We start from the raw sequence: 26,521 nt of genomic DNA, 5'->3' as shown, positions 1-26,521 counted from the left end.
TTCGTGCAGGCGCGCCGCCTGCGACCCAGGCGGCTGCTCCCGCAGGCGGTTAGCCGCCGCCTGCGCCGGCTCTGGGCCGTCGCCCGCCGGCAGTGGCGCCGCTCGCTGCAGTTACGGGTCGTCGGCATCACCCTGTCGCTCTCCGCCGCGCTCGTGCTGGCCTTCAGCTACACGGTCGCCTCGCTCATCAGCAACAGTGTGCTGCAGGGCAAGCTCGAACAATCCAAAACGATGATCGACAGCGGGGCCGGCTACGCGATGCGCGAGCTCGCCGGCTTCACCCAGCCCGAGGACCCCAGCCTGCCGCCGAGCCTGCGCAACGTGGTCACCCAGCTCTACGGCTCGGTCAACAACCAGCAGGCCGAGGTCGTCATGCTGCGCCACAGCGGTGGCCTCAACGCGTCGTGGCCGCCGACCCGCAACCCGGACGTCATGGACGACCCGCAGCTCAGCGGGCTGCGGGCGCTCGTGGCCGGGCCGAAGGGCGGCACCTACCAGCAGATCGCGACGCTGGACATCGGCGACGGGGTGCAGAAGTACCTCGTGATGGGCACGCCCGTGGCGGTCGGCACGGTGCCGATCGAGCTGTACTACGTGATCCCCCTGAAAACCGAGGACGAGCTCGTCCGGTTCACCGGCGCCGTGGTGACCGGCACCGGCATCGCGCTCGTCGCGCTGCTCGCGCTCATCGCGGCCATGATGACCCGCCTGGTGGTCACGCCCGTGCGGGTCGCCGCGCGCACCGCCCAGCGGCTCTCGGCCGGCCTGCTCGACCAGCGCATGGTGGTGCGGGGGGAGGACGACCTGGCGCGGCTCGCCGCCGCCTTCAACCAGATGGCCGCCAACCTCCAGCGCCAGATCGTGCGGCTGGAGGAGATGTCGCGGCTGCAGCGGCGGTTCACGTCCGACGTGTCGCACGAGCTGCGCACGCCGCTGACGACCGTGCGGATGGCGGCCGACCTGCTCTTCGCCTCCCGCGACGAGTTCGAGCCGGCCGCGGCGCGCAGCGCCGAGCTGCTGCAGGCCGAGCTCGACCGGTTCGAGGGCCTGCTCACCGACCTGCTGGAGATCAGCCGGTTCGACGCCGGGTTCGCCGCGCTCGACGCCGAGCCCACCGACCTGGTCCCCGTCGTGCGGCGCGTCACCGACCAGCTCACGTCGCTCGCCGAGCGGTGCAAGGTCGAGCTGAAGGTCGTCGTGCCCGAGGGCGACGTCATCGCCGAGGTCGATCCGCGCCGGGTCGAGCGCGTGCTGCGTAACCTCGTGGGCAACGCCGTCGAGCACGGCGAGCGCAAGCCGGTCGTGGTCACCCTGGCCGCCGACGGCTCGGCGGTCGCCGTGACGGTCCGCGACCACGGCGTCGGGCTCAAACCGGGGGAGGAGAAGCTCGTGTTCAACCGGTTCTGGCGCGCCGACCCGTCGCGCGCCCGGCAGACCGGCGGCACCGGCCTCGGCCTGTCGATCAGCCTGGAGGACGCCCGGCTGCATGGCGGCTGGCTGGAGGCCTGGGGCGCGACCGGCAAGGGGGCGCAGTTCCGCCTGACGCTGCCGGCGCGCAGCGGTGACCGGCTGGTGTCCTCGCCGCTGCGGCTCGTCCCGGACGACGCCCGCGCCGACGAGGCCGCCCTGATCGGTGAGACCCCATGACCGGTGTGACAGTGCGGCTGCGGCGCTTGCTGGCCGTGGTCGCGACGGCGTCCGTGCTCGCCGGCGCCGGGGGGTGTGGCCTGCCTTCGCAGACCGACCCCAAGCTCGCGGGGCCGGCGCAGAGCCCGGGCTCGGCGCAGGGCGGGCAGAAATCGCCGCCGAGCCCGGCCGACGGGCTCGGCACCGAGCAGCTCGTCGAGTCGTTCCTGCAGGCGTCGGTCGGGGCCAACCTGGGCGGCGACGGGGCCGAGGACGCCAACAAGGAGGCGCTCGACCGGATGCGGGAGTACATGATCCCGTCCAAGCGCGGCAGCTGGAAGCCCGCGAAGGCGGGCGTGGTCATCGTGCGCGACCCGGCGGAGATCAAGCTGGTCGGCACCGGCAACGGCCAGGACACCGTTACGCTGGCGCTCGACCCGCTGGGCACCCTGAACGAGTACGGCATGGTCAGTCGCTGGACGGGCGGGCCCCTGCAGCCGGCGGTGTACACCACGGTGCTCGTCGGCGGCCAGCGCCGCTTCCAGGACGTGCCGGCCGACTACGTATACATCAGCGAGTCGGGGCTGCGGAGCTGGTACACGCAGCAGCCCATCTACTACTGGAGCGCCGGGCCGGACAACCCGCGGCTGGTGCCGGACCTGCGGTACATGCCCAGCACGCTGTCGCGGGCCAAGCAGGTGGCCGAGACGCTGCGCTGGCTGCAGAACGGGACGCCCTCGCCGCTGGTGGCTCCCGTGGTGCAGAAGTGGTCTGAATCGTTCGCGGTGAAGGACAACCCGGTCCTCGAGGACGCCGACGTCAAGGTGGATCTCCGCGGCAAGGCGACCGCGCAAAGCAAGGACGATCTCAACCGGCTGGCGCGGCAGATCCGCTGGTCGCTGCCCGACCACAAGCCGGTGAAGCTGACCATCGAGACGCAGGACATCGCGGCGGACTCGGAGGGCTATCTCGACGACAACGCCACCGTCGAGGCCTCGCAGGTGGACCAGACGCAGCGCTACCTCGTGGTCAACGATGCCGTGCGCAGCCAGACCGTGGGGCCGGGCACCCCCGAGAACCCGATGTTCGCGCTGGGCGGCCGCAACCAGCAGGTGGTGTCCGCGGCCATCAACCGGCAGGGCACCCGGGCCGCGCTGGTGTGCAAGGTGACCGTGCAGGGCCGGACCGAGCAGCGGCTCTTCGTCTATGCGCCCGACCTGTCGGTCGGCGGTGGCCCGAGGTACGCCGACTCCGGCGTCTCCGGGGCGCGGCTGAGCCGGCCCGCGTACATCACCTACCCGGTCAAGCGGCTGATGGTCTCCGACGGCAGCCGGCTGTTGGTGAGCCGGACCGAGGACGGCAAGGAGTTCGACGCGGTCGAGCTCAGCGCGCCGCTCTCGACCGCGGCGATCACGGCGTTCGCGGTGGCGCCCGAGGGCAGCCGTATCGCGTTCATCTCCGGCCGGGTGCTGATGGTGGCGCCCCTCATGTTCGACAAGGACATCAACAAGTTCAGCATCGGAACGCCCGTGCAGGTGGTGGCGACCTCGCTGGGCGACAACCAGGCGGTCGGCTGGCTCACGGAGACCTCCCTCGTGGTCGGCGGCAAGCCGACGCCCCGGTCCGTGCACCCGATCGGCCCCAACAACAACGGGCCGAAGTACAACCTCGTGGCCGTGACCATCGACGGCGCGCAGGAGGAGCCGCTGCCGCCCATCTCCCGCACCGACGCGGCGTGGGACGTGACCGAGCTGGTGGTCCGGGTCAACCGCCCCGGCTTCCCGCTGGACTACCCCGTCCTCTACGAGGCGAACCAGGTGGCCTATCGGCTGTACTCCAGCAGCAGCGAGGCGCTGCAGGCCACGAGCGAGGCCTCGCCGTCGAACACGGGCGTCACCGGGACCGCCCCGTTCATCGCGGACTGACCCCAATGCCGGACGGGGCCTGGCGCGGCCTGCTCGACTCGCTTGTCGACCTCGTGCTGCCGGCCACGTGCGCCGGGTGCGACGAGCCCTCGGCGCGGGCGCTGTGCGAGCGGTGCCGCACGGCGATGGAGCGCGCCCGGCCGCGGCGCACCCGGCCCGACCCGGCGCCGGCGGGGCTGCCCGCGACCTACGCGCTGGCGGCGTACGCGGGCTCGGTGCGGCGGGCGATCGTGCAGTACAAGGAGGAGAACCGCCACGAGCTGACCGGCTGCCTCGGCGGGCTCCTCGGCCGTGTGGTGGACCGGGCCGCCGACGGGGCGCCGGTGGTGCTGGTGCCCGTCCCTGCGACCGCCGCGGCCGTGCGGCGCCGCCACGGCGACCACGTGCTGCGGCTGGCCCGGGTGGCCGCGCGGGGCCGGCCCGGGGTCGCGATCGCGCGGCCGCTGACGGCCCGGCCGCGGCGCGACGACTCGGCGGAGCTCACGGCGGCCCAGCGGGCCGCGGCGGCCCGGCACGCGTTCGCCCTGCGGCCGCGGCGGGCGGCGGCGCTACGGGCCCGGGTGAACCGCGACGGGGCCGCGGTCGTACTCGTGGACGACATCCTCACCACCGGGGCCACCCTCGCCGCGGCGGCACGGCGGCTCGCGGAGGCGGGACTCCGGGCCGACGGGGCCGCCGTCATCGCCGCCACCCAGCGAACACGGATGGGCGCTACGCAACGTCAGCGATAGAACACGAATTAAGCCCGATTTGTACGGAAAGTTACTTGGCGCGCAGCGTGGGGTAGTCCCCGGGGGTGGGTTTCGGCAAGCGAAGGCGCAGTTCTTCTGAACCAGGGGTGACTAGCGGCTGTCAGCGGTTTAACGTCGAGAGACGACCAATGCTCGCCACGGCGGCGCTCCCGGCGCGCCACGGCGGGGAGGCCGCGAAGGGAGGACCTGACACCCGCTGTTTCGGTCGCGTACCGCGTGGGGCTCAACCTCTGGGGAGGCGCTGTTCCGGCCGAGTCTCGAAACCGAAACCCGAACCCGTTTCTTTTGGAAGAACCCGTGGGGGAGGTCAGGAGTGGACATCGTCGTCAAGGGCCGCAACGTCGAGGTGCCCGACCACTACCGGCAGCATGTCGCTGACAAGCTGCAGAAGATCGAGCGCTACGACCACAAGCTCATCCGCGTCGACGTCGAGTTGTTTCACGAGCGCAATCCGCGCCAATCCGATCACTGCCAGCGCGTCGAGATCACGTGCTACTCACGTGGTCCGGTGATCCGGGCCGAGGCCTGCGCCGCCGACTTCTACAGCGCCCTGGACACCGCGATCGGCAAACTGGACAGCCGGCTGAGCCGCGCCGCCGACCGCCGCAGAGTTCATCGGGGCCGGCACGCGCCGGTCTCCGTGGCCGAGGCGACCGCGTCGCTCGCATTCACGCCACCCGAGCGGTACAACGCCGGCGCGATCGCGACGATGACCGAGACGGCCCAGGCCGGGCGCGGCGAGGGCTTCGATCTCATCGAGGACGCCGACGACCAGCCGTGGCACATCGTGCGCGAGAAGGAACACCCCGGTGAGCCGATGACCGTGGACGACGCGCTATTCCACATGGAACTGCTCGGCCACGACTTCTATCTGTTCAACGACAAGGAATCCGGGCGTCCCAGCGTCGTCTACCGCCGCCGGGCGTACGACTACGGCGTCATGAGCCTCGGGGTGTAGGACAGCGGACCGTGCCTCGGTGGGCGCCCGGTGCCTGGGCGCCCACCGAAGCCGGACCTACCGCACCAACAGGTCGCGGGCCAGCACGGCCGTGTCCGGGTAGTCGGCGAAGACGCCGTCGAGGCCCGCGGCCAGGAAGACCCTGACCTCCTCGAGGATGTTGCCCCACGCATTGGGGTCCTCGCCGGTGCGCAGGTTCAGCGGCAGGAACTGGTTCTCGTTGCGGAACGTCCACGCGTGGACCTTCAGCCCGCGCACGTGCGCGTCGGCGATCAGCGGCGTGGGCTGCAGCAGGTTGCCGGCCGCGTCCCGGGCGATGACCAGGTTCTTGGTCGCGCCGACGCCGTCGGTGAACGCCTTGAGGTAGTCCAGGCCGGCGGGCTTGGCGAGGTCGGCCCAGGTGCGCGGGTCGCCGCTGGTCCGGAAGTCGAACGGCTGCCCGGCCGCGTCGAGCAGCACGACCGACGGGGTGTCGACGAGACCGCGCAGCTTCTTGATGCTGGTCGGCTCGAAGGACTGCAGGAACACGGCCGCGTTGCGCCCGGCCAGGCCGTTGCGCTTGAGGACCCGGGCGACCAGCGGCTCCAGGGCCAGGCCGATCGAGTTGAAGTACGTGGGGTGCTTGGTCTCGGGGTACACCCCGATCGTGCGCCCGACCCGGCGGCCCTCCTCGCGGGCGAGGTCGATGACCTCCTGGAAGGTCGGCACCTGGAACAGGCCGTTGTAGATGGTGTTGTGCGCGCGCACCGTGGCCAGCCGCTCGACCGCGCGCAGGGCCTTGAGCTCGGCGAGCGTGAAGTCCTCGGTGAACCAGCCCGTCACCGCGACGCCGTCGACCGTCTTGGTGGTCTTGCGCGAGGCGAACTGCGGCCTGGTCGAGACGTCGGTGGTGCCGCCGATCTCGTTCTCGTGGCGGGCCACGAGCTGGCCGTCCTTGGTCGGCACGAGGTCGGGCTCGATGAAGTCCGCGCCCAGGTCGATGGCGAGGCGGTAGGACGCCAGCGTGTGCTCGGGGCGGTGCCCGCTGGCCCCGCGGTGGCCGATCACGAGCGGGCGGGCCGGGCGGTGGTGGTCCCGGTCGGCCCGGATGTCGGCCGAGGTGTCGGAGGCGTAGGCGGGGCTGATGAGGGCGGCGGGCAGCACGGCCGCACCGGCGGCGGCGCCCACCCCGGAAATCACTGCACGTCGACGCATGGACCTTACGAAAGAGGTCCGATGGCAACGTCACATGACGATCAGGTGGCCGCCGGGCGCACCTTGGCGAACGCGACGTTGTCGATGCGCTCGCCGTCCGGCCCGGGCAGCCGCTGGAGCTGCACCGCCTCGCGGTGGTAGCCGGCCGCCTCCAGGACCCGCTGGGAGGCGACGTTGTCCGTGGCGGTGCCCGCGACCATCCGCGCCATGCCGATCTCGAAGCCCCAGTCGGTCACCAGACGGGCGGCCCGGGTGGCGTACCCGTGCCCGCGCGCCTCCGGCACGAGGCTGTACCCGATCATCGCCTCGCGCAGCACGGGCTCGAAGTAGAACAGCGCGATCTCGCCGAGGTACGTCCCGTCGTCGGACCGGCGGATCGTCATCTCGGCGCGCTGCCCGGCCAGCCACCGCGAGCCGGACTCGGCGCACTGGCGCGCGACGACGGCCGGGTCCATGGGTGTGGCCACGACGGATCGGCCGCTCACTTCGGGCAGGATCCGCATGTTGTACGTCGGGGTGGCGTCGCCGGGGCCGATGGGCCGCAGGGTCACCACGCCGTCGGTGAGCCGGCCCCCGGGCAGATCGGGCAGCGCCCGCGGGCTCGGTCCGGGCGGGTCGCCGGCGAGCCGTGCCCAGACCACCATGTCGTACCGCGAGCCGTCCGGCCGCTTGCCCGCCCCGCGCGCCACGCCCTCGCGCACGTAGCCGGCCGCCACCGCGACCCGCTGACTGGCGATGTTCTCCGCCTCGATCTCGAGGTACAACCGCTGGAAACGCTCTTCGAACAGCTCCGTGCCGAGCCGCTCGAGCGCGGTCGAGGCGACGCCGCGGCCACGCGCCTCGGGGGCGACCCAGTAGCCGGCCGAGGCGACGCCGTGCCCGCGCGGCACGAAGCCGACGCAGCCGAGCACCTCGCCGGAGTCGCCGTCGACGACCGCGCGCTCGTTGACGCCCCGCTCGATGAAGTCCAGGGCGTCCGCTTCGGTGTAGGGGGCCGGGAGCAGCGGGAGGTACCGCCGCGTCGTGGGGTCGTTGCAGGCGGCGGCGATGGCCGCGGCGTCCCCGGTGCGCCACGCGCGCAGGAGGATGTTCACGCGAGGTCGCCCGGCAGCAGGGTCGCCACCCAGCCGTCCACGCGCTCGCCGCGCTGGACGCAGCTGTCGCGCTGCACGCCCTCCACCCGGAACCCCACCTTCTCCGCCACCCGGCGGGACGCGTCGTTGCCCACGTGGGCGCGCCACACGATACGACCCAGGGCGAGGCGCTCGAAGCCGTAGGCGCAGGCCGCCCGCACCGCTTCCGTGGTGTACCCCTTCCCGCGCGCCCAGGGCGCCGCCGAGTACCCGACCTCGGCGGTCACCGGGTCGAGCACGTTGATGCGCAGGTCGACGGTGCCGGCGAAGCGGTCGTCGCGGTCGGCGAAGGCGAACCCGGCGCCGGTGCCGCGCAGCCACATCGCGGGGTACGCGTGGCGGATGAAGTCGCGGCCCTGCTCGGGGCGGTAGTCCAGCGGGATCGAGGTCCACTGCACGGTGCCCGGGTCGCGGAAGGTGGCCACGACGTCGTCGAGGTCGCTCTCGCGCAGGCCCCGCAGCGTGCACGTCCCGGCCGGCAGGCGCTCGGGCGGGTGGCTGAATGCATGGGCCCGCCGCGCGCCCGGGCCACCGGGCGCCACCCAGGCCGGGGGCGTGTCGCAGACCTCGCCGGGCAGCAGGACGCCCTGCCAGCCGTCGGCGAAGCCGCCGCCGCGCACAGGCAGCCCGGCGCGCACGACCCCGTCGAAGGTGAACCCGATCCGCTCGGCGGTCAGCCGGGAGGCGTGGTTGCCGACCTCGGCGCGCCAGGTCAGCCGGCGCAGCCGCAGCACCTCGAACGCCCAGTGCGCCACCGCCCGCCCGGCCCGCTCGGCGACCCGCCGGCCCCGCGCCCAGGGCGCCACCCAGGTGCCGACCTCCGCGGCGCCGCCCGCCCGGTCCAGCACGACCAGGCCCGACGAGCCGAGCAGGTCACCCGTGCGGGCGTCGAAGACCCCCATCGGGGCCGAGGTCTGGGCCGCCCACGCCGCCCGGGTGACCGCGCCGGTGAAGTCCTCGGCGTGCTCGGGCCGGTAGGGGACGGGTACGAGGGTCCAGCGCTGGATGAGCGGGTCCTGGCACGCGCGGAACACGTCCTCGGCGTCCTCGGGCTGCCAGGCGCGCAGGACGAGCCCGTCGCCGGTGGCGAGTTCGATCGGGTCCATGAACGCCGATCCTGCCGTATCGGTCGGGGCCCTGAGGCGGATATTTCCGCGGTACCTCGGGTGATTTGTCAGTATTTAGGGCCCCGTGTCCGAAGAGTAGCCGGGCGGGGGCGGCAGGTCGCCGGGAAAGCCGCCTACGATGGGTCGCAGACGTTTGAGGGAGCGCTGACCCGTGTCGATTTTCGAGAAGATCCTTCGCGCCGGCGAGGGCCGGATGCTACGCAAGTTGAAGGCCGTCGCCGACGCCGTCAACTCGCTGGAGGACGAGTATGCCGACCTGACCGACGAAGAGCTCGCCGGCATGACCGAACAGTTCAAGGAGCGGCTCGCCGACGGTCAGACGCTGGACGACATCCTGCCGGAGGCGTTCGCGGTCGCGCGCGAGGCGGCCTCCCGGGTGCTCGGCCAGCGCCACTACGACGTGCAGATCATGGGCGGCGCGGCCCTGCACTACGGCAACATCGCCGAGATGAAGACCGGTGAGGGCAAGACCCTGACCTGTGTACTCCCGGCATACCTCAACGCGCTGTCCGGCAAGGGCGTCCACGTCGTCACGACCAACGACTACCTCGCCCAGCGCGACGCCGAGTGGATGGGGCGCGTCCACCGCTTCCTCGGCCTCAGCGTCGGCACGGTGCTGCCGAACCAGCCCTCCAGTGCGCACAAGGCCGCCTACGAGTGCGACATCACCTACGGCACGAACAACGAGTTCGGCTTCGACTACCTGCGCGACAACATGGCGTGGTCGCGTGACGAGCTCGTGCAGCGGGGCCACAACTTCGCCATCGTCGACGAGGTCGACTCGATCCTCATCGACGAGGCCCGCACCCCGCTGATCATCGCCGGCCCGGCCGAGCAGTCCGCCCGCTGGTATCAGGAGTTCGCCCGCGTGGTGAACCGCCTCAAGCGGGGCAAGGAGGGCGAGGCCGACTACGACGTCGACGAGTCGAAGCGGACCATCTCCGTCACCGAGGGCGGCGTCACAAAGGTCGAGGACCAGCTGGGCATCGACAACCTGTACGAGTCGGTGAACACGCCCCTGGTCGGATACCTCAACAACGCGATCAAGGCCAAGGAGCTCTACAAGCGCGACAAGGACTACGTCGTCAACGAGGGCGAGGTCCTCATCGTCGACGAGTTCACCGGCCGCATCCTGCACGGCCGGCGCTACAACGAGGGCATGCACCAGGCCATCGAGGCCAAAGAGGGCGTCGAGATCAAGCAGGAGAACCAGACCCTCGCCTCGATCACGCTGCAGAACTTCTTCCGGCTCTACGCCAAGCTCTCCGGCATGACCGGTACGGCGCAGACCGAGGCCGCCGAGTTCAACAAGGTCTACAGCGTGGGCGTCGTCTCCATCCCGACGCACCGCTCGATGATCCGCCTGGACCACCCCGACGTGATCTACAAGACGGAGAAGGCCAAGTACAACGCCGTCGTCGAGGACATCGTCGAGCGCCACAGCCTCGGTCAGCCGATCCTCGTCGGCACCGTCTCCGTCGAGAAGTCCGAGCTGCTCTCCCAGCTGCTGCGCCGCAAGGGCGTCCCGCACGCCGTGCTCAACGCGAAGTTCCACGCCAAAGAGGCGGAGATCATCGCGCAGGCCGGCCGCAAGGGCGCGGTGACGGTCGCGACGAACATGGCCGGCCGTGGCACCGACATCCTGCTCGGCGGCAACGCGGAGTACCTCGCCAACGCCGAGCTGCGCCAGCGCGGGGTCACGGAGGAGGAGACGCCGGAGGAGTACGAGAAGGCGTTCACCGAGATCCTGCCCGAGTTCGAGAAGCTGGTCGAGGAGGAGTCCGACGAGGTCACCGACGTCGGCGGCCTCTACGTGCTCGGCACCGAGCGGCACGAGTCGCGCCGCATCGACAACCAGCTCCGCGGCCGCTCCGGCCGGCAGGGCGACCCGGGCGAGTCGCGCTTCTACCTCTCGCTGCAGGACGAGCTCATGCGCCGCTTCCGCGCCAGCGCGGTCGAGGCGGTCATGGACCGGTTCAACATCCCCGAGGACGTCCCGATCGAGTCGAAGATGGTCACGCGCCAGATCAAGAGCGCGCAGACCCAGATCGAGGCGCAGAACGCGGAGATCCGCAAGAACGTCCTCAAGTACGACGAGGTCCTCAACAAGCAGCGCAAGGTCATCTACGCCGAGCGCAAGCGCGTCCTCGACGGCGAGGACCTCAGCGACCAGGTCCGCCGCATGGTCGACGACGTCGTCGGCGCCTACGTCGTCGGCGCCACCTCCCTCGGCGAGACCGCCGAGGACTGGGACCTCGAGCAGCTGTGGACCAGCCTCAAGCAGCTGTACCCGGTCGGCGTCACGATCGAGGACCTCGAGGAGGAGGCGGGCGGCCAGCTCGACCCCGAGTTCCTGCGCGTCCAGCTCATCGAGGACGCCCACGCCGCCTACGACCGCCGCGAGGAGGAGCTCGGCGCCGAGGCCGTCCGCGAGCTGGAGCGCCAGGTGCTGCTCAACGTCATCGACCGCAAGTGGCGCGAGCACCTCTACGAGATGGACTACCTGCAGGAGGGCATCACCCTGCGGGCCTACGCGCAGCGCGACCCCGTGGTCGAGTACCAGCGCGAGGGCTTCGACATGTTCCAGCAGATGCAGGAAGGCATCAAGGAAGAGGCGATCGGCTTCCTGTTCAACCTCGAGGTCCACGTCGAGGAGGCGGTCGAGGAGACCGCCGCCCCCGACGACGAGGTCGACGCCCTGTCCGTGCCCCTCCCGGAGTCGCACGTCGAGATCCGAGCGAAGGGCCTCGGCGGCAACCGCGCGCCGCGAGCCCTGCAGTACTCCGCCCCCGCCATCGACGGCGCCGCCGGCGAGGCCGGGGTGGTCATCGAGCAGGAGCAGGCCCCGGCCCTAGGCCTAGGCGCCAACGGCGCAACGGCGGGCCAGCGCCCGTCGCCGACCACGCGCCGCTCGGGCCCTCCGGCCCCGAACGCAGGCGCGCGCAAGCCGTCCCCGGGCCAGGCCGCGGCGAGCAACGGCCCGTCGCGCAACGCCCCGTGCCCGTGCGGCTCGGGCAAGAAGTACAAGCGCTGCCACGGCGCCCCGGGCGGCCCGGCCTGACCGGCGCTGTCGTTTGAAGTAAGCGGGCGTTCCCCTGTGGAGGGGGACGCCCGCTGCTTTCGTTCCCGGCCTTGGCGTCACCCGGCTTGCGCCCGTTCGCGTGCGCGCCGGTCGGTCGCTGTTGGCGTTCGCCTGTCCGTGTCCGTTCCGGTTGGCGTCTGTGCTGGCGTCGGCTGTTCGTGTTCGTGTTCGTGTTCGTGCTGGTTGGGTCGCCGCGGGTGTCGGCTGTCCGTGTCCGTTCCGGTTGGCGTCTGTGCTGGCGTCGGCTGTTCGTGTTCGTGTTCGTGTTCGTGCTGGTTGGGTCGCCGCGGGTGTCGGCTGTCCGTGTCCGTTCCGGTTGGCGTCTGTGCTGGCGTCGGCTGTTCGTGTTCGTGTTCGTGTTCGTGTTCGTGTTCGTGTTCGTGTTCGTGTCCGTGCTGGTCGGGTCGCCGCGGGTGTCGGCTGTTCGTGTTCGCGCCGGTCGGGCGGCTGGCGTCCACCGCTCGTGTTCGTTCCGGCCGCGCGTTGTCGGCGGAGCCCTTCATGTCTGGACTTTGTCCTGCTTGGTGAAGGGCAATACGGACGATCCATCAGCGATCGAGGCCGCCTCCGTCGCGCGGAGGCGTGTCACCCGTCGGTCGCGACGAAAACGGCGGGCGCTGAGGTCCGCCATTTCGTCTGCAGGGAGAGTCGTGGGCTGTAGCCGACCATGTGGCGACGCACCACAGATCACCGTGTCGCGACGGACCGCGAGCGCGCGCTCGCTGCAGATCCGTGCGCGAAGCCCGATCGCGACCGTGCGGGCGACGGCCCGCTTTTCAACCCCGACGGCGCGCAACCACGGCAACAAGTCGCGTTCGTAGACGCCCCGGACCCAGCTCAAATTATTGCTTTTCCTCCCTTAGAAATTTGAAGCTCTTCGCTCTTTTGCTTTTCGGCTTGCGTCCGCCCGAGCGTCCGGCCGCCGTACACGCCGGCGCGGCCACGTCTCCGGCCGGACCTACATGGGATACCGACCAAGCGGGCAACTGCCCTTGCTGCGACGTGCAGCACCATGCCGTGCCGCTCTGTCCAACCTGATGGCGACAACCCCGGCCAGGTGCGGCGAATGTTCCCCACGGCGGGCCGAGCTGGCGGCGTGTTCATTACGAGTGAATAGGTCGGCGAGGTGAGGGGCGGCCGCCGCAAGAGCTCTGGGGGAGTGCGACGGCCGCGTTCGTGGCGGTGAGTCTCTGTGTAAGCGGAGGCGGTCGCTGCGGGCAGCACCCAACCGAGAAGCAGCAAAGGGTGGTGCCCAGACGCCCCGCCGCATTCGCGATGGGCCGGTTGGTCCGTTCGAGGCGGTCGCCGCGGATCGGGCCCACTCGAGCCGCGGCGGCCGCGTTCGTGGCGGTAGGTCTCTGTGCAAGCGGCGTGGACCCGGCTCACTCAGGACTCTGGCGGCCGCGCCGGCAGTGGGCGGTTTGGTTTCGTTCGAGGCTTTCGTCGTGGAGTGGGATCACGCGGACCGCGTTCGTCGTTGCGGGTCTTCGGTTCGAGGCGGCCGCCGCGGACCGGGCCCATTCGGGCCGCGGCGGCCGCGCCAAGGGGTGGGATGGTGCCCAGTGCGCCCGCCGCTTCGTTCAGCTACCGAGCACACCGGGGGAACGCGTGGTGGGGTGGCGGCCATCGCGCCCCGGCACGATTGGGCGCGATGGCCGCCGTGGAGAGGGCTGTCCCGGCCCACCGAATCCGGGACGGCCGCTCTCCGGAGCCGCCGCTCGCTGCTGTCCCTCCCCGGAGCGCGAGCGGCGGGTGCGGCGGCGGGGCCGGGCCGTCCCGCCCCGTGCCGGGGCGGCCCGAACCTCGCCGTAGCGGGAGAGGTGGCTTATACGACCTGGACCAGGGTGCAGACCCAGCCGAACACTCCGAAGCCGGGGCGATTGGCCTTCTCGAAGCGGACGGCCATGGCCCAGGTGGAGGTGCCGTGCTCGAGTACGACCACGCCCTCGGCGATGCCGGCCAGGGGTTCGGTCACGAGCAGCCGGCGGATGCGCACCAGGTTGCCCTTGCGCGCGGCCTGGCCGGGGTTCATGCGGACCCTTACCGTTCGGCGCATGATCTGGTCGTTGACGTCCCCCAGCCGGTGCGGGTGGGTCAGCGGTCGGAGCTGGCTCGGCGGGCGGTACCCGTTGAGGATCTCCACGCACAGGGCCGCGAACCTCTTGGCGGCCTGGTACGACTCTGACCGCGTCCGCGGCGGCTCGACCGGTGCCGGGCGGCGAGGTTCGCGGACCGGCTCGCGGGCCGACTCGCGGGCCGCCGCCGTGGAGCCGGGCGGCCACTCGAATGGCAGCGGGTCCATGAAGTAGGCGGGCATGAGGGCAACCGGTGCGGGCGGGCGGTCGACGATCGGCGGGTCGAGTGGCGGCGGCAGGCGCAGGATGACGGCCGACTCTCCGGTGCGTGCCGGCAGTCCGCGGACCGCGGCGCCGGGGCGCCCCGGGCCTCGAGCTCGACGGGGGCGGCCGGCCCGTTCCCCGCTCGAGATGTGGTCGATCCCGATGACCCGTTCGGCGCTCGGAGCCGGAACCACCTCGACTCGCGGGCCCGCCCGGCGCGGCCGCACGGCGCCGGACTCCGGTGCGGGAGCTTTGCTGAAAGCCACGACATCACCGGGAACTTTGGCGCCGGTGCTGGGCGTCCTACCGCTGCGGGTTGTCCCGCCGGTGCGGACTGTTCGAGCCGCCCGTGCCGCCCCGTCGACGTGGGCGGCCTCAGCGGGGCGGGCGGTGTCGGCCGTATGACCGGCGTTGTCGTCGGCGTTGTGATCCGCCGCGTTGCCGGTGCGTCTTGTGGCGCCGCGCGGCCTGCGGGTCGGACGTTGGTCGGTCACCGCCGTCATGAGAAGCCCCCCGATGCTTGCGTTTGCTTTCGATTGCCTCCGTACCGTTGTATCGAGGGCGCGCGATGCCGTCAAGAAGGCCGGGTGGGCTTACGTTGGTCTATGGCGGGGTTTGGGGTGAATCGTCCTTTGACGCGCGGCGGATGCTCGTTGGCGATTCATGCGGTACAGCCGAAATGTCGTTTTGTTAGTAAGTCAGAAAACCGCAGGTCAATCGAGGTCCCCGGGGTCTTCCTTGTCGACCAGGGGGTTGCTGCGCACCCACTCGGCCGTCTCGGCGTACTTGCGCTCGATGTACTCCTCGAGCTTGCTCCGCTCGATGCGCCACTGGCCGCGGCCGCCGACCTTGATCGCCGGCAGCTCGCCGCTGCGCACCATGTGGTACACCTGCGAGGCCGACACGTTCAACTGCTCGGCGACGTCGGCCATGAGCAGGAATCGCGGCTCCATCGCCTCAGTTTGCCATCGTTCGTTTTCCGATGCTTACGACGATCGCGTGGACGGCCGGACGATCCGACACGCCCGACATGCGTGTCCAAACCCGGGCAAGGGTGTAGGACAAGAGCGTGACGACGGACCTCACGCGCGTGTACCTGCCCGCAACGCTCGCTCAGCTGGCCGTACTGCGGGAGAGTGGCGAGCTGCCGCCGCCCACGGAGGCGCACGCGGTCACGCCGTCGCTGCGGGAGTGGTACGCCGAGGGCGACGAGGAGGAGCTGGAGTACGTCGCCTTCACGCGCGCCGCGCAGAGTGCCCTGCGGATGCTGCGCCACGACGCGAAGGCGCCGCGCCGGCGGGTCGTGCTCTCGGCCGACCTGCCGGGAACGATGGTGAAGCTGAACGGGCTCGACCTCGGCTCGAGCCAGGTGGAGATCTCCGGCCGGGTCGCGCTGAGTACCGTGGCGGCGATCCACGTGGACGGGCACGACGCCGAGGCCGACGTCGCCGCCGCGGCCGACGTGGTGGAGGAGGCCGAGGCCGGCGACCCGGACGCGCAGTTCACCGTCGACGGCGCCGAGGACCACGAGCTGGAGTGGTACGACCCGACGGAGCTGGACGAGCTGATCAGCTAGCGCGCTTGAGGGTCCGGCCGACCAGGATCATGGCCACGAACGCGCCCGCGAACAGCAGGATGAGGCCGTGGTTGACCTGCTCGGGCAGGCGGCTCGCGATGATGGCCGCGTCGAACTCGCTCTGCTTCGCGACGGCGTGCGACAGCGGCAGGCCGCCGATCCACCCGATCAGCGCCGCGCCGAGCGTGAGCAGTCCGGGGATGGCGCCGGCCAGCGGGTACGACGGCCATGGCAGTGCCATCCCGGTGCGCCGCAGGTAGCCGAAGGCCATGGCCCCGGCCGCGATGCCGCTGACGATCGACGTCGTGAGCTGGAGCCGGTACGACGCGTCGGCCATGCTCCCGACCGTCTCCTGGTTGCCGAAGAGGTCGACGACGTCGTTCTGGAAGTACGCCACGAGGAGCCCGATCGTGGAGGCCAGCACACCGGCCGCCGCGCCCGCCGCGACCGCGCTGACCGGCTGCGCCGCGGCGACGAGGCCGCCCAGCACCCCGGCGACGGCCACCGTGACGGCGACGTAGGCGACGGAGGGGCCGGAGTGGTACGCCGCGAGCATGCCGCCCATCGCCACCAGCCCGACGGGAAGGCCGCCGAGCCCGCCCTGCAGCAGGCGCCCGCGCACCGGCGCCTCGGCGGCGAACCGCCCGACGGCCAGCACCCCGACGGCCGCCCCGGCGATCAGCGTCGGGGTCAGGACTCCCGGCAGTACCAGCGCGGCGACTGCGGCGTCGGGGACGTGCCCGTACGCCGAGAACAACGTCAGGAACAGCAGCACGAGCGCGAACCCGGCCACGAACACCGCGCGCGCCGGCCGCCACGTCTCCACGGCCTTCTCCGCCACCTCAGCACGCTTCGCACCCACGAGCTAGGAGAGTACGCGAGCCCGCCTGTGGACCGTGCCTGTGGACAACTCCGGGCGCCCGCCGAGCGCGTGGGAGGATAGGAAAAACCTCGCCAACGCTGCCGAGACTACGTGGGAGACCCTCATGGATGCCTTGATCAACGTGCCCGAGCCCGTAAACGAGCCGGTGCACTCATACGCCCCCGACACCCCGGAAAGGGCGAGCCTGCAACGCCGCCTCGGCGAACTGGCCGGCGAGCGGCACGAGCTGACGATGACGATCGACGGCCAGCAGCGGATGGCCGCCGGTGAGCCGATCGACGTCGTGCAGCCGCACCGGCACCGCCACGTGCTCGGCGTCACGCACAACGCGACCGCCGACGACGCCGCGAAGGCCGTGGCCGCGGCCAAGCGCGCCGCCCCCGCCTGGCGGGACCTGCCCTACGCCGAGCGCGCCGCTGTGTTCCTGCGCGCCGCCGACCTGCTCAGCGGCCCGTGGCGGGACACGCTCAACGCCGCGACGATGCTCGGGCAGTCCAAGACCGCGATCCAGGCCGAGATCGACGCCGCTTGCGAGTTGATCGATTTCCTGCGCTTCAACGTGTACTTCGGGCAGAAGATCCTCGCCGACCAGCCCCGCTCCTCGGCCGGCGTGTGGAACCGCCTCGACCACCGCCCGCTGGAGGGGTTCGTCTACGCGATCACCCCGTTCAACTTCACCGCGATCGCCGGCAACCTGCCCTCCGCGCCGGCGCTGATGGGCAACACGGTGCTCTGGAAGCCCTCGCCCACCCAGCAGCTGGCCGCGCACTACACGATGCGCCTGTTCGAGGCCGCGGGCCTGCCTCCCGGCGTGATCAACCTGATCACCGGCGACGGGCTGGCCGTCTCCGAGGTCGCGCTGGCCGACGCGGACCTCGCCGGCATCCACTTCACCGGCTCGACCGCGGTGTTCCGCTCGCTCAACCGGACCGTGGCCGAGAACGTGTACCGCAGCTACCCGCGCGTCGTCGGCGAGACCGGCGGCAAGGACTTCGTGATCGCCCACCCGTCGGCCGACCCGGCCGCGCTGAGCACGGCGCTGGTGCGGGGCGCGTTCGAGTACCAGGGGCAGAAGTGCTCGGCGGCGTCGCGCGCCTACGTCCCGGCCAGCCTGTGGTCGCAGATCAAGGACGAGCTCGTGGCGACCACGGACGGCCTCGCCTACGGCGACGTCACCGACTTCACCAACTTCGGCGGCGCGGTGATCGACCGGCGCGCCTTCGACCGGCACGCCGCGGCGCTCGACCGGATCAAGAACTCGTCCTCGTGCACGGTGGTCGCCGGCGGCACCGCCGACGACGCCGAGGGCTACTTCGTCCGCCCGACGATCGTCGAGTGCACCGATCCGGAGCACGAGGTGTTCACGACCGAGTACTTCGGGCCGATCCTCGCCGTGCACGTGTTCGCCGACGCGGACTACGACGCGGTCGTGACCCAGGCCGAGTCCGTGGCCCCCTACGCGCTCACGGGCTCGATCTTCGCCACCGACCGCCAGGTCGTCGAGCGGGCCATGCACGACCTGCGCTTCGCGGCGGGCAACTTCTACATCAACGACAAGCCGACCGGCGCCGTGGTGGGCCAGCAGCCGTTCGGCGGGGGACGCGCCTCGGGCACCAACGACAAGGCCGGCTCGTGGCACAACCTGCTGCGCTGGACGTCGCCACGCACGATCAAGGAGACCTTCGTTCCGCCGACCGACCACCGCTACCCGCACATGGGCTGATCGCACGCCGGGCCGAACCGCGGATCCCGGTTCGGCCCACCGGCGGTGCGGCCGCGCTCGGGGCGAGCTACGCCTGGATGGGTCGCTGCCCGCGTCGCGCTGATCAACGCCGGGAGGGCGCTGACGGCGAGGAACGAGCTCAGCGGTTTGATCCGGCGTGGGCGCGCCCGGGGCCGTCGGCCCAGGTGGGTGGCGTGTCTCGCGCGATCGGGCGGGGCCGAGTGCAAGGTGTGGTCGCCGTCGGTGGTGGCACGGGTGAGGTCGGTGGCGTGGGCGGGCGACGGCGTCGATCTTGTCGAGGGTGTAGGCGCGGTCGCTGTCGGCGAGTCAATGGCCGCCGTCCATGTTGCAGGCGGCCGCACCGATCGACGCCAGGAGGCCCCCGTCGGCGAGGGATGAAGTCGGCGGCTCGATCCGGCGTGGTGCGCTCTGGTCGTCGGCTCAGTGGCGGCGTTTCCTGGGTGGTTGGGCGGGACCGAGCGCACGGTGTGGTCGCCGTCGGCGGTGGCACGGGTGAGGTCGGTGGCGTGGGCGGGCGACGGCGTCGATCTTGGCGAGGGGTAGGCGCGGTCGCTGTCGGCGGGTCAATGGCCGCTGCCCACGGCGCACGTTGCAGGCGGCCACACTGATCGACGCCTGGAGAGCCCGCCGTTGGCGACGGACAAGATGGCGTAGCGCGTCCGGGTCGTCGGCGCAGTGGTGGCTTGTGCCGTGCGGTCGGGGGCACCCGAGCGCACGGTGTGGTGGCTCGGGCGGGATCAGTGGCGAGGGCGGGCTACGGCGACGATCTTGTCCAGGGTGAAGGCGCGGTCGTCTCGGCGTAGGCGGCACCAGGCCTCGATCACCGTTCCGGCCAGTTCGGCGTTCTCGATCACGCGTTCTGAGGCTCGGCCGTTCGCGTCCACGTAGCGGATCCACACCGGGGTGCCGTGCTCCACGGCGTCGGCCAGGAGCTGGGCCTGTTCCGGGCGGAGCTGCGGGGCGCGGCGGCGGATCTGCTCCACGGGAGTGGCGTCGCGCTGGGCCGGGATGGTCAAGCGGCGCGCCAGCTCCGTCGGGTCCACGGTAGGCGGGCGGCGGGTGGGGGGCGCCGGAGGGGCGGGGCGGGGCGCGGGGGCGGCCCGGCGTACCTGGACCTGCGGGCCCTCGCGCTCGGGGCGGAAGCCCGCGGCGCGGAGGGCGGCCACGGTGTCCGCGGTGGAGTCCCGGGAGATGGCGACCGTCGGGGCCAGGCGGGTCAGGTCGAGGGCGGACACAGCGTCGTCGAGCAGGGCCGGGTCCGCGGCGACGATCACGGTCACGCCGGAGTGGATTCGCAGCGACGGGGCGGGCAAGAGGCGGGCGGCGACCTCCGCGACCGAGCGGCCGTCGGCCAGCGCGCGGCCGAGCGGGCTGATGGCGAACGTGTCCGGCTCGGTCATCACGCAGACGCCGAGCAGGGTCGCCTCGGCCACCAGGCCGCTCACGACGTCGTCCAGGGCCGGCTCCGCGCGCGCCGGCAGGGGCGCGCTCCAGCGCACGAGCGGCACGAGGGAGTCGATGTCGTGTACGGCGGTGTCGGGCGGCAGGTCGTGCAGGACCCGGACCACGACGCGGCGCAGCGGGAGACCGGACCACCAGCCCGCGAGCAGCCGGGCCAGGCGCTCGCCCGGCTCGGCGGCCATCCAGGCGGTCGCGGCGGTCGTCGGCTCCAGGTGGGCGCCGTCCGGGGCCAGGAGACCGGCCTGGAGTACGACATCAGCGAAATGCGCGACGAGCGGCTCGTCCAGGCCGAGAAGGCCGGCCAGCCGGGTGTGCTCGCGGGCGGCCACGCCGCCGTTGCGCTGGCGGGCCAGGGGGTGCTCGGCGGCCTCGTCCAGCAGGGCGGCCGCGTGCTGCAGGAGGGCGTCGGCCGACTCGCCGGCGGCGGTGCGGATGGCGCCGCGGTCGGCGGGGATCAGGGCGGGCGCGGGCGGTACCGGGTCGAAGGAACCGTCCGAGACGCCGTCGACACCGAGGAACCACAGGTCGGAGCCGTCGGGCCAGACGAGGGCCCGCTGGCTCAGGACGCGCAGGGTGGCGTCGAGCTCCGTGTCGTCGGGGGTGCGGCCGAGGAAGTCGGCGAGGCGGGCGCGCGGGACCGGGGGCTCGCCGAGTTGGGTCAGGGCCTCCATGACCTGCAGCGCCGGCAGCGGCAGGGTGGTGACGACGTCGGCGATGGCGGTACGCGTGGACAGGCGCGCGGCGAGCGCGGTGAGGTCGCCGGGTGACGGGGCGGTCAGCGCGTCGGGGCGGCGGCGGAGCACCTCGCCGAGCTCCCTAGCCTCGAGACCCTGCAGCCAGCGGACCAGTGCGCCTCTCGTCACGACAGGTGACCTTATAGCGTGGGCCGGTGACCAACGAATCCGCCGGCAGCGCCGCCGGCAACTGGACCGATGCGCATTTCGGGGAGCAGGGCGGGCGCCTCACGTACGGTGACTACCTGCACCTGCCGGGGCTGCTCGAGTCCCAGGTGCCGGAGTCCAGCCCACCCGCCCACGACGAGCTGCTCTTCATCACCATTCATCAGGTGTACGAGCTGTGGTTCAAGCTGGTGCTCCACGAGCTCACGGACGCGCGGGACCGGTTGCTGGCCGGGGAGACATACCTGCCGCGGGTGCGACTCGAACGATGCCTGTCGATCCAGCGGGTGCTGGTGAGCCAGGTCGACATCATCGACACCATGACCCCGCAGGACTTCCTGCGCTTCCGCAACAAGCTGTCCCCGGCCTCGGGGTTCCAGTCGGGGCAGTTCCGCGAGATCGAGTTCCTGTCGGGGCTCAAGGACCCGACGTACCTCAAGCGCTTCCGCGGCCTGTCCGACTCCGAACGCACCCGGCTGGAGCGGCGGCTGGCCGAGCCGAGCCTGTGGGAGGCGTTCCTGACCATGCTCGGCAAGCAGGGCTTCGCGGTGTCCACCGCGGACGAACGGTTCGAGTCGCTGTTGTCGATCTCGCGCGACCGGGAGCGGTACGGGCCGCTGTGGGACCTCGCCGAGGCGATGCTCGCCCACGACCAGGCCTGGTCGCTCTGGCGGGCGCGGCACGTGCTCATGGCCGAGCGGCAGATCGGGACCAAGGCCGGCACCGGCGGCAGCGCGGGTGGGGCGTACCTGCGCTCCCGCGTCGAGCTGCGGTTCTACCCCGAACTGTGGGAGCTGCGCAGCCTGATGTGACGGACTCCCCGGTTCGTGCCATCGACCCCCCGGGGGAGCCGCGGCGTGGCGGTACTCGCCTACCGTCACGGGTGAGGGGGAGGGGCGTGCGATGAAGACGGTCACCGGCGCGAAGACGATCCTGGGCAACCGCTACCGGCTCGAGTCGGAGGTGGCCCGGGGGGCGATCGGCGCGGTCTGGCGCGCGTACGACACGCAGGCGAGCGAGTGGGTCGCGGTCAAGGTGCTGCGGCCCGAGGCCGCCGACGTGCCCGAGCTCAAGGACGGGTTCCTCGGCGAGGCCGAGCTGCTCGCCGGGCTGGACCACCCGTCCGTCATCCAGGTCAAGAACCTCATCAGCGAGAAGCGCGTGATGGCGATCGCCATGGAGCTCGTCACCGGGCCCGACCTGCGCCGGCGGCTGCGTGCCGAGGGGCCGTTGCCGCCCGCGGTCGCGGCCGAGGTGGTCGCGCAGGTGGCCGACGCGCTGGCGTACGTGCACGCCAACAACATCGTCCACGGCGACGTGAAGCCCGGCAACCTGCTCGTGCCCACCGACGGCGGGCCGGTGCGCCTCGCCGACTTCGGTGTCGCGCGCCGGCTGGACCGGCCGGCGGGGCCGACGCACGCCACGCCCGAGTACGTGGCGCCCGAGGTCGTGGCCGGCGACTCGCCGAGCCCGGCCGCCGACGTCTACGCGCTCGGCGTCGTGCTCTTCGAGCTCATCTGCGGCCGCAGCCCGTACCGCGGCGGCTCCCCCAACGAGGTGCTGCGCCGCCACGCGGACTGCGTGCCGGTGCCCCCGCCCGGGATGCCGGCCGCGCTGTGGCCGGTGATCGAGGTGTGCATGGAACTCGACCCGCGCATGCGGCCGGCGGCGGCCTCGATCGTCGGGCGCCTGCGCGCGGCCGAGGGGGCCCTCGACGGCTTCGAGCCGCTGCCCCGCCTGCCCGCCGAGGCGGTCACGTTCTGGCAGCGCTCGGCCGAGCTGACCGCGCCGGTGCAGGCGCCGGTCCGCCGCGTCGACTGGGTGCCGCTGCCGACGGCCCCGACCTCGCCGGCCGCCGCGTCCGCGGCGCTGATGATGGCGGTGCCGATCGACGAGCTGCCCACCGAGCCCCACGGCGTCGCCGATGTTCCCACTGCGCTGCTTCCTTCAGTTGTACCGGTTGAAGAGCCTCCCGTCCCGCCCGCCCCGGCAGGTGAAAAGTCTTCGGATTCATCCCCGGCCGCCGACGCGGACCCGACGGCCGACGTGAGCCCGGCGCCCGACCCGGCACCGGCGCCCGACGCGCGCCCGAAGCTGGACGCGGCGCCGGCGGCCGGTGCGGTCCCGACGGACGACGCCGACCCGACGGCCGGTGCGATCCCGACGGCCGGTGCGATCCCGACGGCCGGTGCGATCCCGACGGCTGCCGGTGCGGTCCCGACGGCCGGTGTGGTCCCGACGGCCGGCCCGGTCCCGATCGGCGACGCCGACCCGACGGCTGACGTCGATCCCGCGGCCCAGGCCGTTGCGGCCGGCGCGCCGCTGTGGGCCGGTCCCGACGCCCCGGAGATGGTCATCCCGCCGCAGCGGTCCTCGTCCCCGGACGAGCCGCCCACCGAGCTGCGCTTCACCCCCGCGCCCGCCGGGCTGCGCTTCGAAGCCGCCCCGCCACCCGCCGGGCCGGGCTTCGGGCCCGCCGCGGCCCCGGCCGGGCTGGGCTTCGGGCGCGGCCCGCAGGAGGCGGTCACCGCGCCGACCGAGATCGTCTCCGCGCCCGAGCCGCCGACCGCCATCGTCGCCCCGGCCCCGCTCGTCGCCCCGGCCCCGCCGGTCGCCCTGTTTGCCCAGGAACCTCCCGTTCGTCCGGCCGCCGCGACCCCGGAGGAGACGGCCGACCGCCTGTTCGAGGAGTTCGGCGACACCGGCGAGCCGGGCTCGTCCGGCGCCCGCCGGCGGCAGCGCCGCGTCCTCGCCGCGATCGGCGGTGGCCTCCTGCTGATCGTCATCCTGGCGGTGGGCGCGCTGCTCTTGACCGGTGGGACCCAGAAATCGGACAATACGGGCGACAAGAAGGTCAACTCCACGACGCCGGCCCCGGCTGCGTCGGGTACGGCCGGCGCCGCGCCCGCGGTGAGCGACACGCCGGGGGAGAGCCCGGCCGCGACCGACCCGGGCCAGACCGCCGACCCGGGCGGGGGCGAGCAGAAGCCGACGAAGAAGCCGGCCACGCCCGGCCCGACGCCGACGAAGACCGGACTGCCCGGCATCGGCGACCCGATGCCGTCGTTCCCGGCCATGCCGTCGATGCCCGCGTTCCCGACGTTCAAGTAGAAGACGTCCCCCGTACGGCTGTCCTAACTCGACAGTCGCAGCGCGACAGTTCACAGTGGATATGCCGAAATGCTGGACTGTGCTGGCGAAAGATGGCAGCGTGGGGCCTATGGCGGATTCTGGAGTCAACGCGACCGCGGCGGCCCTGCTGGGCCTGTTGCACGAGGGACCGATGACGGGCGGCCAGCTGATGGCGGCCGCGCAGCGCCGGCTCGGGCCTTATTGGTCGATGACGCGCAGCCAGGTCTACCGCGAGTTGCCCGCCCTCGCCGAGTCCGGCTACGTCAAGCTCGGCAAGCCCGGCGCCCGCTCCAGCCAGCCGTACGCGATCACGCCGGCGGGCAAGCGCGCCTTCGCCCGGTGGCTCTCCGAGCCGGCCGGCCGCGAGGCGCTGCGCAACCCGGTCGCGCTGCGCGTCGCGTTCGGCGCCCAGCAATCGGCCGGGCAACTGCAGGACGTCTATGCGCAGGCGGCCGAGCACCACAATGTGGCGCTGACCGAGGCGCGGGAAATGGCGAAAGAGGCCAAGAAGTCGGGCGACGACTTCTTCGCGGCGTCGCTGGAGTTCGCGGTCGGATATCACAAGGCCGCACTCACCTGGCTCAAGAGCGCGCCGGGCAAATAGCGGGAGACGCCTCGGCGTACTCTTGGTGCGTGACTGCTCTGGACCACGCCGAATCCCTCAAGAGCCTCGACAGCACTCTGCGCAACATCGAGGCGGTGCTCGACCTCGGGCGCATGCGCAAGGAGAAGGCCGTGCTCGAGGAGCAGGCGTCGGCTCCCAATCTGTGGGACGACCAGGTCGCCGCGCAGAAGGTGACCTCCCGCCTGTCCTACGTCCAGGGCGAGCTCAACCGGCTCGAGTCGCTGCGCTCGCGGCTGGACGACGCCCAGGTCCTGCTCGAGCTCTCCGAGGCCGAGGGGGACACCTCCTCGCTCGGCGACGTCGGCGACGAGATCGCCGTGCTGACGAAGTCGATTCAGGAGCTCGAGGTCCGCACCCTGCTGTCCGGGGAGTACGACGCCCGCGAGGCGCTCGTCACGATCCGCGCCGGCGCCGGCGGGGTCGACGCGGCCGACTTCGCCGACATGCTCCTGCGGATGTACCTGCGGTGGGCGGAGCGGCACGGCTACGACACCGACGTCTACGACACGTCCTACGCCGAGGAGGCCGGCATCAAGTCGGCGACCTTCGCGGTCAAGGCGCCGTATGCGTACGGAACCCTGTCCGTGGAGTCGGGGACCCACCGGCTGGTGCGGATCAGCCCCTTCGACAACCAGGGCCGCCGCCAGACGTCGTTCGCGGCGCTGGAGGTCGTGCCGGTCGTCGAGCAGACCGACGAGGTCGAGATCCCCGACGATGAACTGCGCGTCGACGTGTACCGCTCCAGCGGCCCCGGCGGCCAGGGCGTCAACACCACCGACTCGGCGGTGCGCCTGACCCACATCCCGACCGGCATCGTCGTGTCGTGCCAGAACGAGCGCTCGCAGATCCAGAACAAGGCGACCGCCATGGGCGTGCTCAAGGCCAAGCTGCTGGCCGTCAAGCGGGCCGAGGAGGCCGCGAAGATGGACGCCCTGCGGGGCGACGTGGCCGGCTCCTGGGGCGACCAGATGCGCTCCTACGTCCTGCACCCGTACCAGATGGTCAAGGATCTTCGCACCGAGCACGAGACGGGCAATCCGGTCGCGGTCTTCGATGGCGACCTCGACGGATTCATCGACGCCGGGATCCGGTGGCGCAAACAGCGCGAGCTCGACCCCGCGTCCTAAACGTTGATCTCTTCGGAGTTCGTCAATCACGCACCGTGAAGTGCGACGTTCGCGGGAAAGTGTTGCGTACGTCACACTCAAGGACGGAATCAAGCGCTGTCCTGCTGTTCACGTCCCCGGTTCGGGTTCGCATTCCTGGCAAAACGCACATGACGCACCGCGTGTACTTGGCCCGCTTGTCACACCGCGTAGACTCACCTCCCGTGATTCGGCTTGACCACGTGACGAAGACGTATCCGAAGGCGTCTCGCCCTTCCCTTGACGATGTTTCCGTCAACATCGAGAAGGGCGAGTTCGTCTTCTTCATCGGTCCCTCGGGCTCAGGCAAGTCCACGATCATCAAGCTGCTGCTGCACGAGGTCACCCCGAACCGGGGCAAGGTCGTCGTGAACGAGCGCGACGTGACGTCGATGCGCTCGTGGCGGATCCCGGCCTTCCGGCGGCAGATCGGCTGCGTGTTCCAGGACTTCCGGCTCCTGCCGAACCGCACCGCCTACGAGAACGTGGCCTTCGCCCTCGAGGTGATCGGCAAGTCGAAGGGCGTCGCCCGCCGCGTCGTCCCGGAGGTGCTCGAGCTCGTCGGCCTCGGCGGCAAGGAGCACCGCTACCCCCACGAGCTGTCCGGTGGCGAGCAGCAGCGCGTCGCCGTGGCCCGGGCGTTCGTCAACCGGCCCCTGATCCTGCTGGCCGACGAGCCCACCGGAAACCTCGACCCGGACACATCGATCGAGATCATGCGCCTGCTCGACCGGATCAACCGCACCGGCACGACGGTCGTCATGGTCACCCACGACTCCAACATCGTGAACCAGATGCGCCGCCGGGTCGTGGAGATCGAAAGTGGCCGGATCGTTCGGGACCAGCCCCGCGGTGTCTACGGCTGACCCCCAGCCCTAGTCCGCACCGCCCCCCGTCCTCCTGCTGGGCCCGCTGGGAAG

Annotated in this window: 20 protein-coding genes; 13 read left to right on the top strand and 7 right to left on the bottom strand. The window is 71.8% G+C overall.

Going from position 1 to position 26,521, the window contains the following annotated elements:
• Positions 1–18: 18 nt before the first annotated feature.
• The 4 genes from mtrB (at position 19) to hpf (ending at position 5,261) form a co-directional block, all read left to right on the top strand.
• Positions 19–1,647, top strand: a complete 1,629-nt coding sequence (mtrB, locus tag ACPPVO_RS55880) for an MtrAB system histidine kinase MtrB (protein WP_426514885.1) — start codon at positions 19–21, stop codon at positions 1,645–1,647.
• The gene (locus tag ACPPVO_RS55875; protein ID WP_426507779.1) at positions 1,644–3,551 is read left to right on the top strand and encodes an LpqB family beta-propeller domain-containing protein; all 1,908 of its coding nucleotides are present in this window, start codon (positions 1,644–1,646) and stop codon (positions 3,549–3,551) included. The genes mtrB and ACPPVO_RS55875 overlap by 4 nt, the downstream gene beginning before the upstream one ends.
• Positions 3,552–3,556: 5 nt before the next feature.
• Positions 3,557–4,282, top strand: a complete 726-nt coding sequence (locus ACPPVO_RS55870) for a ComF family protein (protein ID WP_426507777.1) — start codon at positions 3,557–3,559, stop codon at positions 4,280–4,282.
• Positions 4,283–4,616: 334 nt separating this feature from the next.
• Positions 4,617–5,261 (top strand): ribosome hibernation-promoting factor, HPF/YfiA family, encoded by a 645-nt coding sequence (hpf, locus tag ACPPVO_RS55865; RefSeq protein ID WP_360378382.1) that lies wholly within the window; start codon positions 4,617–4,619, stop codon positions 5,259–5,261.
• A 57-nt stretch (positions 5,262–5,318) separates the two neighbouring features.
• On the opposite strand, the gene ACPPVO_RS55860 is transcribed toward hpf, so the two are convergent.
• The 3 genes from ACPPVO_RS55860 to ACPPVO_RS55850 are packed head-to-tail and all read right to left on the bottom strand — an operon-like array spanning position 5,319 to position 8,694.
• Positions 5,319–6,455, bottom strand: coding sequence for a glycerophosphodiester phosphodiesterase (locus ACPPVO_RS55860; protein ID WP_426507775.1), 1,137 nt, complete (start codon positions 6,453–6,455; stop codon positions 5,319–5,321).
• Between the two features lie 41 nt (positions 6,456–6,496).
• Complete coding sequence (locus tag ACPPVO_RS55855; protein ID WP_426507773.1) at positions 6,497–7,549, bottom strand: GNAT family N-acetyltransferase; 1,053 nt, start codon at positions 7,547–7,549, stop codon at positions 6,497–6,499.
• The gene (locus ACPPVO_RS55850; RefSeq protein WP_426507772.1) at positions 7,546–8,694 is read right to left on the bottom strand and encodes a GNAT family N-acetyltransferase; all 1,149 of its coding nucleotides are present in this window, start codon (positions 8,692–8,694) and stop codon (positions 7,546–7,548) included. The genes ACPPVO_RS55855 and ACPPVO_RS55850 overlap by 4 nt, the downstream gene beginning before the upstream one ends.
• Positions 8,695–8,866: 172 nt before the next feature.
• Between ACPPVO_RS55850 and secA the strand changes: the two genes are divergently transcribed.
• Positions 8,867–11,776 carry a preprotein translocase subunit SecA gene (secA, locus tag ACPPVO_RS55845; protein ID WP_426507770.1) on the top strand — a complete coding sequence of 970 codons (2,910 nt, stop codon included), beginning with the start codon at positions 8,867–8,869 and terminating at the stop codon, positions 11,774–11,776.
• Positions 11,777–11,955: 179 nt separating this feature from the next.
• Positions 11,956–12,618 carry a hypothetical protein gene (locus ACPPVO_RS55840; RefSeq protein ID WP_426507768.1) on the top strand — a complete coding sequence of 221 codons (663 nt, stop codon included), beginning with the start codon at positions 11,956–11,958 and terminating at the stop codon, positions 12,616–12,618.
• A gap of 1,004 nt (positions 12,619–13,622) precedes the next feature.
• Here the strand turns inward: ACPPVO_RS55840 and ACPPVO_RS55835 are convergent.
• Entirely contained in the window at positions 13,623–14,114 is a 492-nt protein-coding gene (locus ACPPVO_RS55835) for an Rv3235 family protein (RefSeq protein ID WP_426507766.1), read from the bottom strand.
• A 735-nt stretch (positions 14,115–14,849) separates the two neighbouring features.
• Positions 14,850–15,089 (bottom strand): helix-turn-helix domain-containing protein, encoded by a 240-nt coding sequence (locus ACPPVO_RS55830; RefSeq protein WP_360378365.1) that lies wholly within the window; start codon positions 15,087–15,089, stop codon positions 14,850–14,852.
• 116 nt (positions 15,090–15,205) lie between these two features.
• On the opposite strand from ACPPVO_RS55830, the gene ACPPVO_RS55825 reads away from it, so the two are divergent.
• Complete coding sequence (locus tag ACPPVO_RS55825) at positions 15,206–15,712, top strand: DUF6912 family protein (protein ID WP_426507765.1); 507 nt, start codon at positions 15,206–15,208, stop codon at positions 15,710–15,712.
• On the opposite strand, the gene ACPPVO_RS55820 is transcribed toward ACPPVO_RS55825, so the two are convergent.
• On the bottom strand, positions 15,705–16,574 hold the full coding sequence (locus ACPPVO_RS55820; RefSeq protein ID WP_426507764.1) for a hypothetical protein: 870 nt from the start codon (positions 16,572–16,574) through the stop codon (positions 15,705–15,707). The genes ACPPVO_RS55825 and ACPPVO_RS55820 overlap by 8 nt on opposite strands.
• 124 nt (positions 16,575–16,698) lie before the next feature.
• Between ACPPVO_RS55820 and pruA the strand changes: the two genes are divergently transcribed.
• A complete protein-coding gene (pruA, locus tag ACPPVO_RS55815; protein ID WP_426507763.1) occupies positions 16,699–18,318 on the top strand; it encodes an L-glutamate gamma-semialdehyde dehydrogenase in 1,620 nt (539 codons plus the stop codon).
• 758 nt (positions 18,319–19,076) lie between these two features.
• On the opposite strand, the gene ACPPVO_RS55810 is transcribed toward pruA, so the two are convergent.
• A complete protein-coding gene (locus ACPPVO_RS55810; protein WP_426507762.1) occupies positions 19,077–20,663 on the bottom strand; it encodes a hypothetical protein in 1,587 nt (528 codons plus the stop codon).
• A 26-nt stretch (positions 20,664–20,689) separates the two neighbouring features.
• Here ACPPVO_RS55810 and ACPPVO_RS55805 point away from each other — a divergent pair, with 26 nt between their 5' ends.
• The 5 genes from ACPPVO_RS55805 to ftsE all read left to right on the top strand — a co-directional run bounded on the left by ACPPVO_RS55805 (position 20,690) and on the right by ftsE (position 26,467).
• Positions 20,690–21,511, top strand: coding sequence for a tryptophan 2,3-dioxygenase (locus tag ACPPVO_RS55805; protein WP_426507761.1), 822 nt, complete (start codon positions 20,690–20,692; stop codon positions 21,509–21,511).
• 91 nt (positions 21,512–21,602) lie between these two features.
• Positions 21,603–23,810: a protein kinase domain-containing protein gene (locus ACPPVO_RS55800; protein WP_426507760.1), complete on the top strand. Its 2,208-nt coding sequence runs from the start codon at positions 21,603–21,605 to the stop codon at positions 23,808–23,810.
• A gap of 109 nt (positions 23,811–23,919) precedes the next feature.
• A complete protein-coding gene (locus tag ACPPVO_RS55795; RefSeq protein ID WP_360378344.1) occupies positions 23,920–24,435 on the top strand; it encodes a PadR family transcriptional regulator in 516 nt (171 codons plus the stop codon).
• Positions 24,436–24,464: 29 nt separating this feature from the next.
• Positions 24,465–25,583: a peptide chain release factor 2 gene (prfB, locus tag ACPPVO_RS55790; protein WP_426507759.1), complete on the top strand. Its 1,119-nt coding sequence runs from the start codon at positions 24,465–24,467 to the stop codon at positions 25,581–25,583.
• 203 nt (positions 25,584–25,786) lie between these two features.
• Positions 25,787–26,467 carry a cell division ATP-binding protein FtsE gene (gene ftsE / locus ACPPVO_RS55785; protein ID WP_190251422.1) on the top strand — a complete coding sequence of 227 codons (681 nt, stop codon included), beginning with the start codon at positions 25,787–25,789 and terminating at the stop codon, positions 26,465–26,467.
• Positions 26,468–26,521 lie beyond the last annotated feature (54 nt).

The organism is Dactylosporangium sp. McL0621, assembly GCF_049995355.1.
In the GTDB taxonomy this organism is placed as follows: Bacteria; Actinomycetota; Actinomycetes; order Mycobacteriales; family Micromonosporaceae; genus Dactylosporangium.
This window is presented reverse-complemented; position numbering and strand designations above follow the sequence as displayed.

Bases quoted from the DNA above. Each gene is read 5' to 3' on its own strand.
- ACPPVO_RS55875 (WP_426507779.1), top strand. From the start codon at position 1,644: ATGACCGGTGTGACAGTGCGGCTGCGGCGCTTGCTGGCCGTGGTCGCG.
- ACPPVO_RS55870 (WP_426507777.1), top strand. From the start codon at position 3,557: ATGCCGGACGGGGCCTGGCGCGGCCTGCTCGACTCGCTTGTCGACCTC.
- ACPPVO_RS55860 (WP_426507775.1), bottom strand. From the start codon at position 6,455: ATGCGTCGACGTGCAGTGATTTCCGGGGTGGGCGCCGCCGCCGGTGCG.
- ACPPVO_RS55850 (WP_426507772.1), bottom strand. From the start codon at position 8,694: ATGGACCCGATCGAACTCGCCACCGGCGACGGGCTCGTCCTGCGCGCC.
- ACPPVO_RS55835 (WP_426507766.1), bottom strand. From the start codon at position 14,114: ATGCCCGCCTACTTCATGGACCCGCTGCCATTCGAGTGGCCGCCCGGC.
- ACPPVO_RS55830 (WP_360378365.1), bottom strand. From the start codon at position 15,089: ATGGAGCCGCGATTCCTGCTCATGGCCGACGTCGCCGAGCAGTTGAAC.
- pruA (WP_426507763.1), top strand. From the start codon at position 16,699: ATGGATGCCTTGATCAACGTGCCCGAGCCCGTAAACGAGCCGGTGCAC.
- ACPPVO_RS55800 (WP_426507760.1), top strand. From the start codon at position 21,603: ATGAAGACGGTCACCGGCGCGAAGACGATCCTGGGCAACCGCTACCGG.
- ACPPVO_RS55795 (WP_360378344.1), top strand. From the start codon at position 23,920: ATGGCGGATTCTGGAGTCAACGCGACCGCGGCGGCCCTGCTGGGCCTG.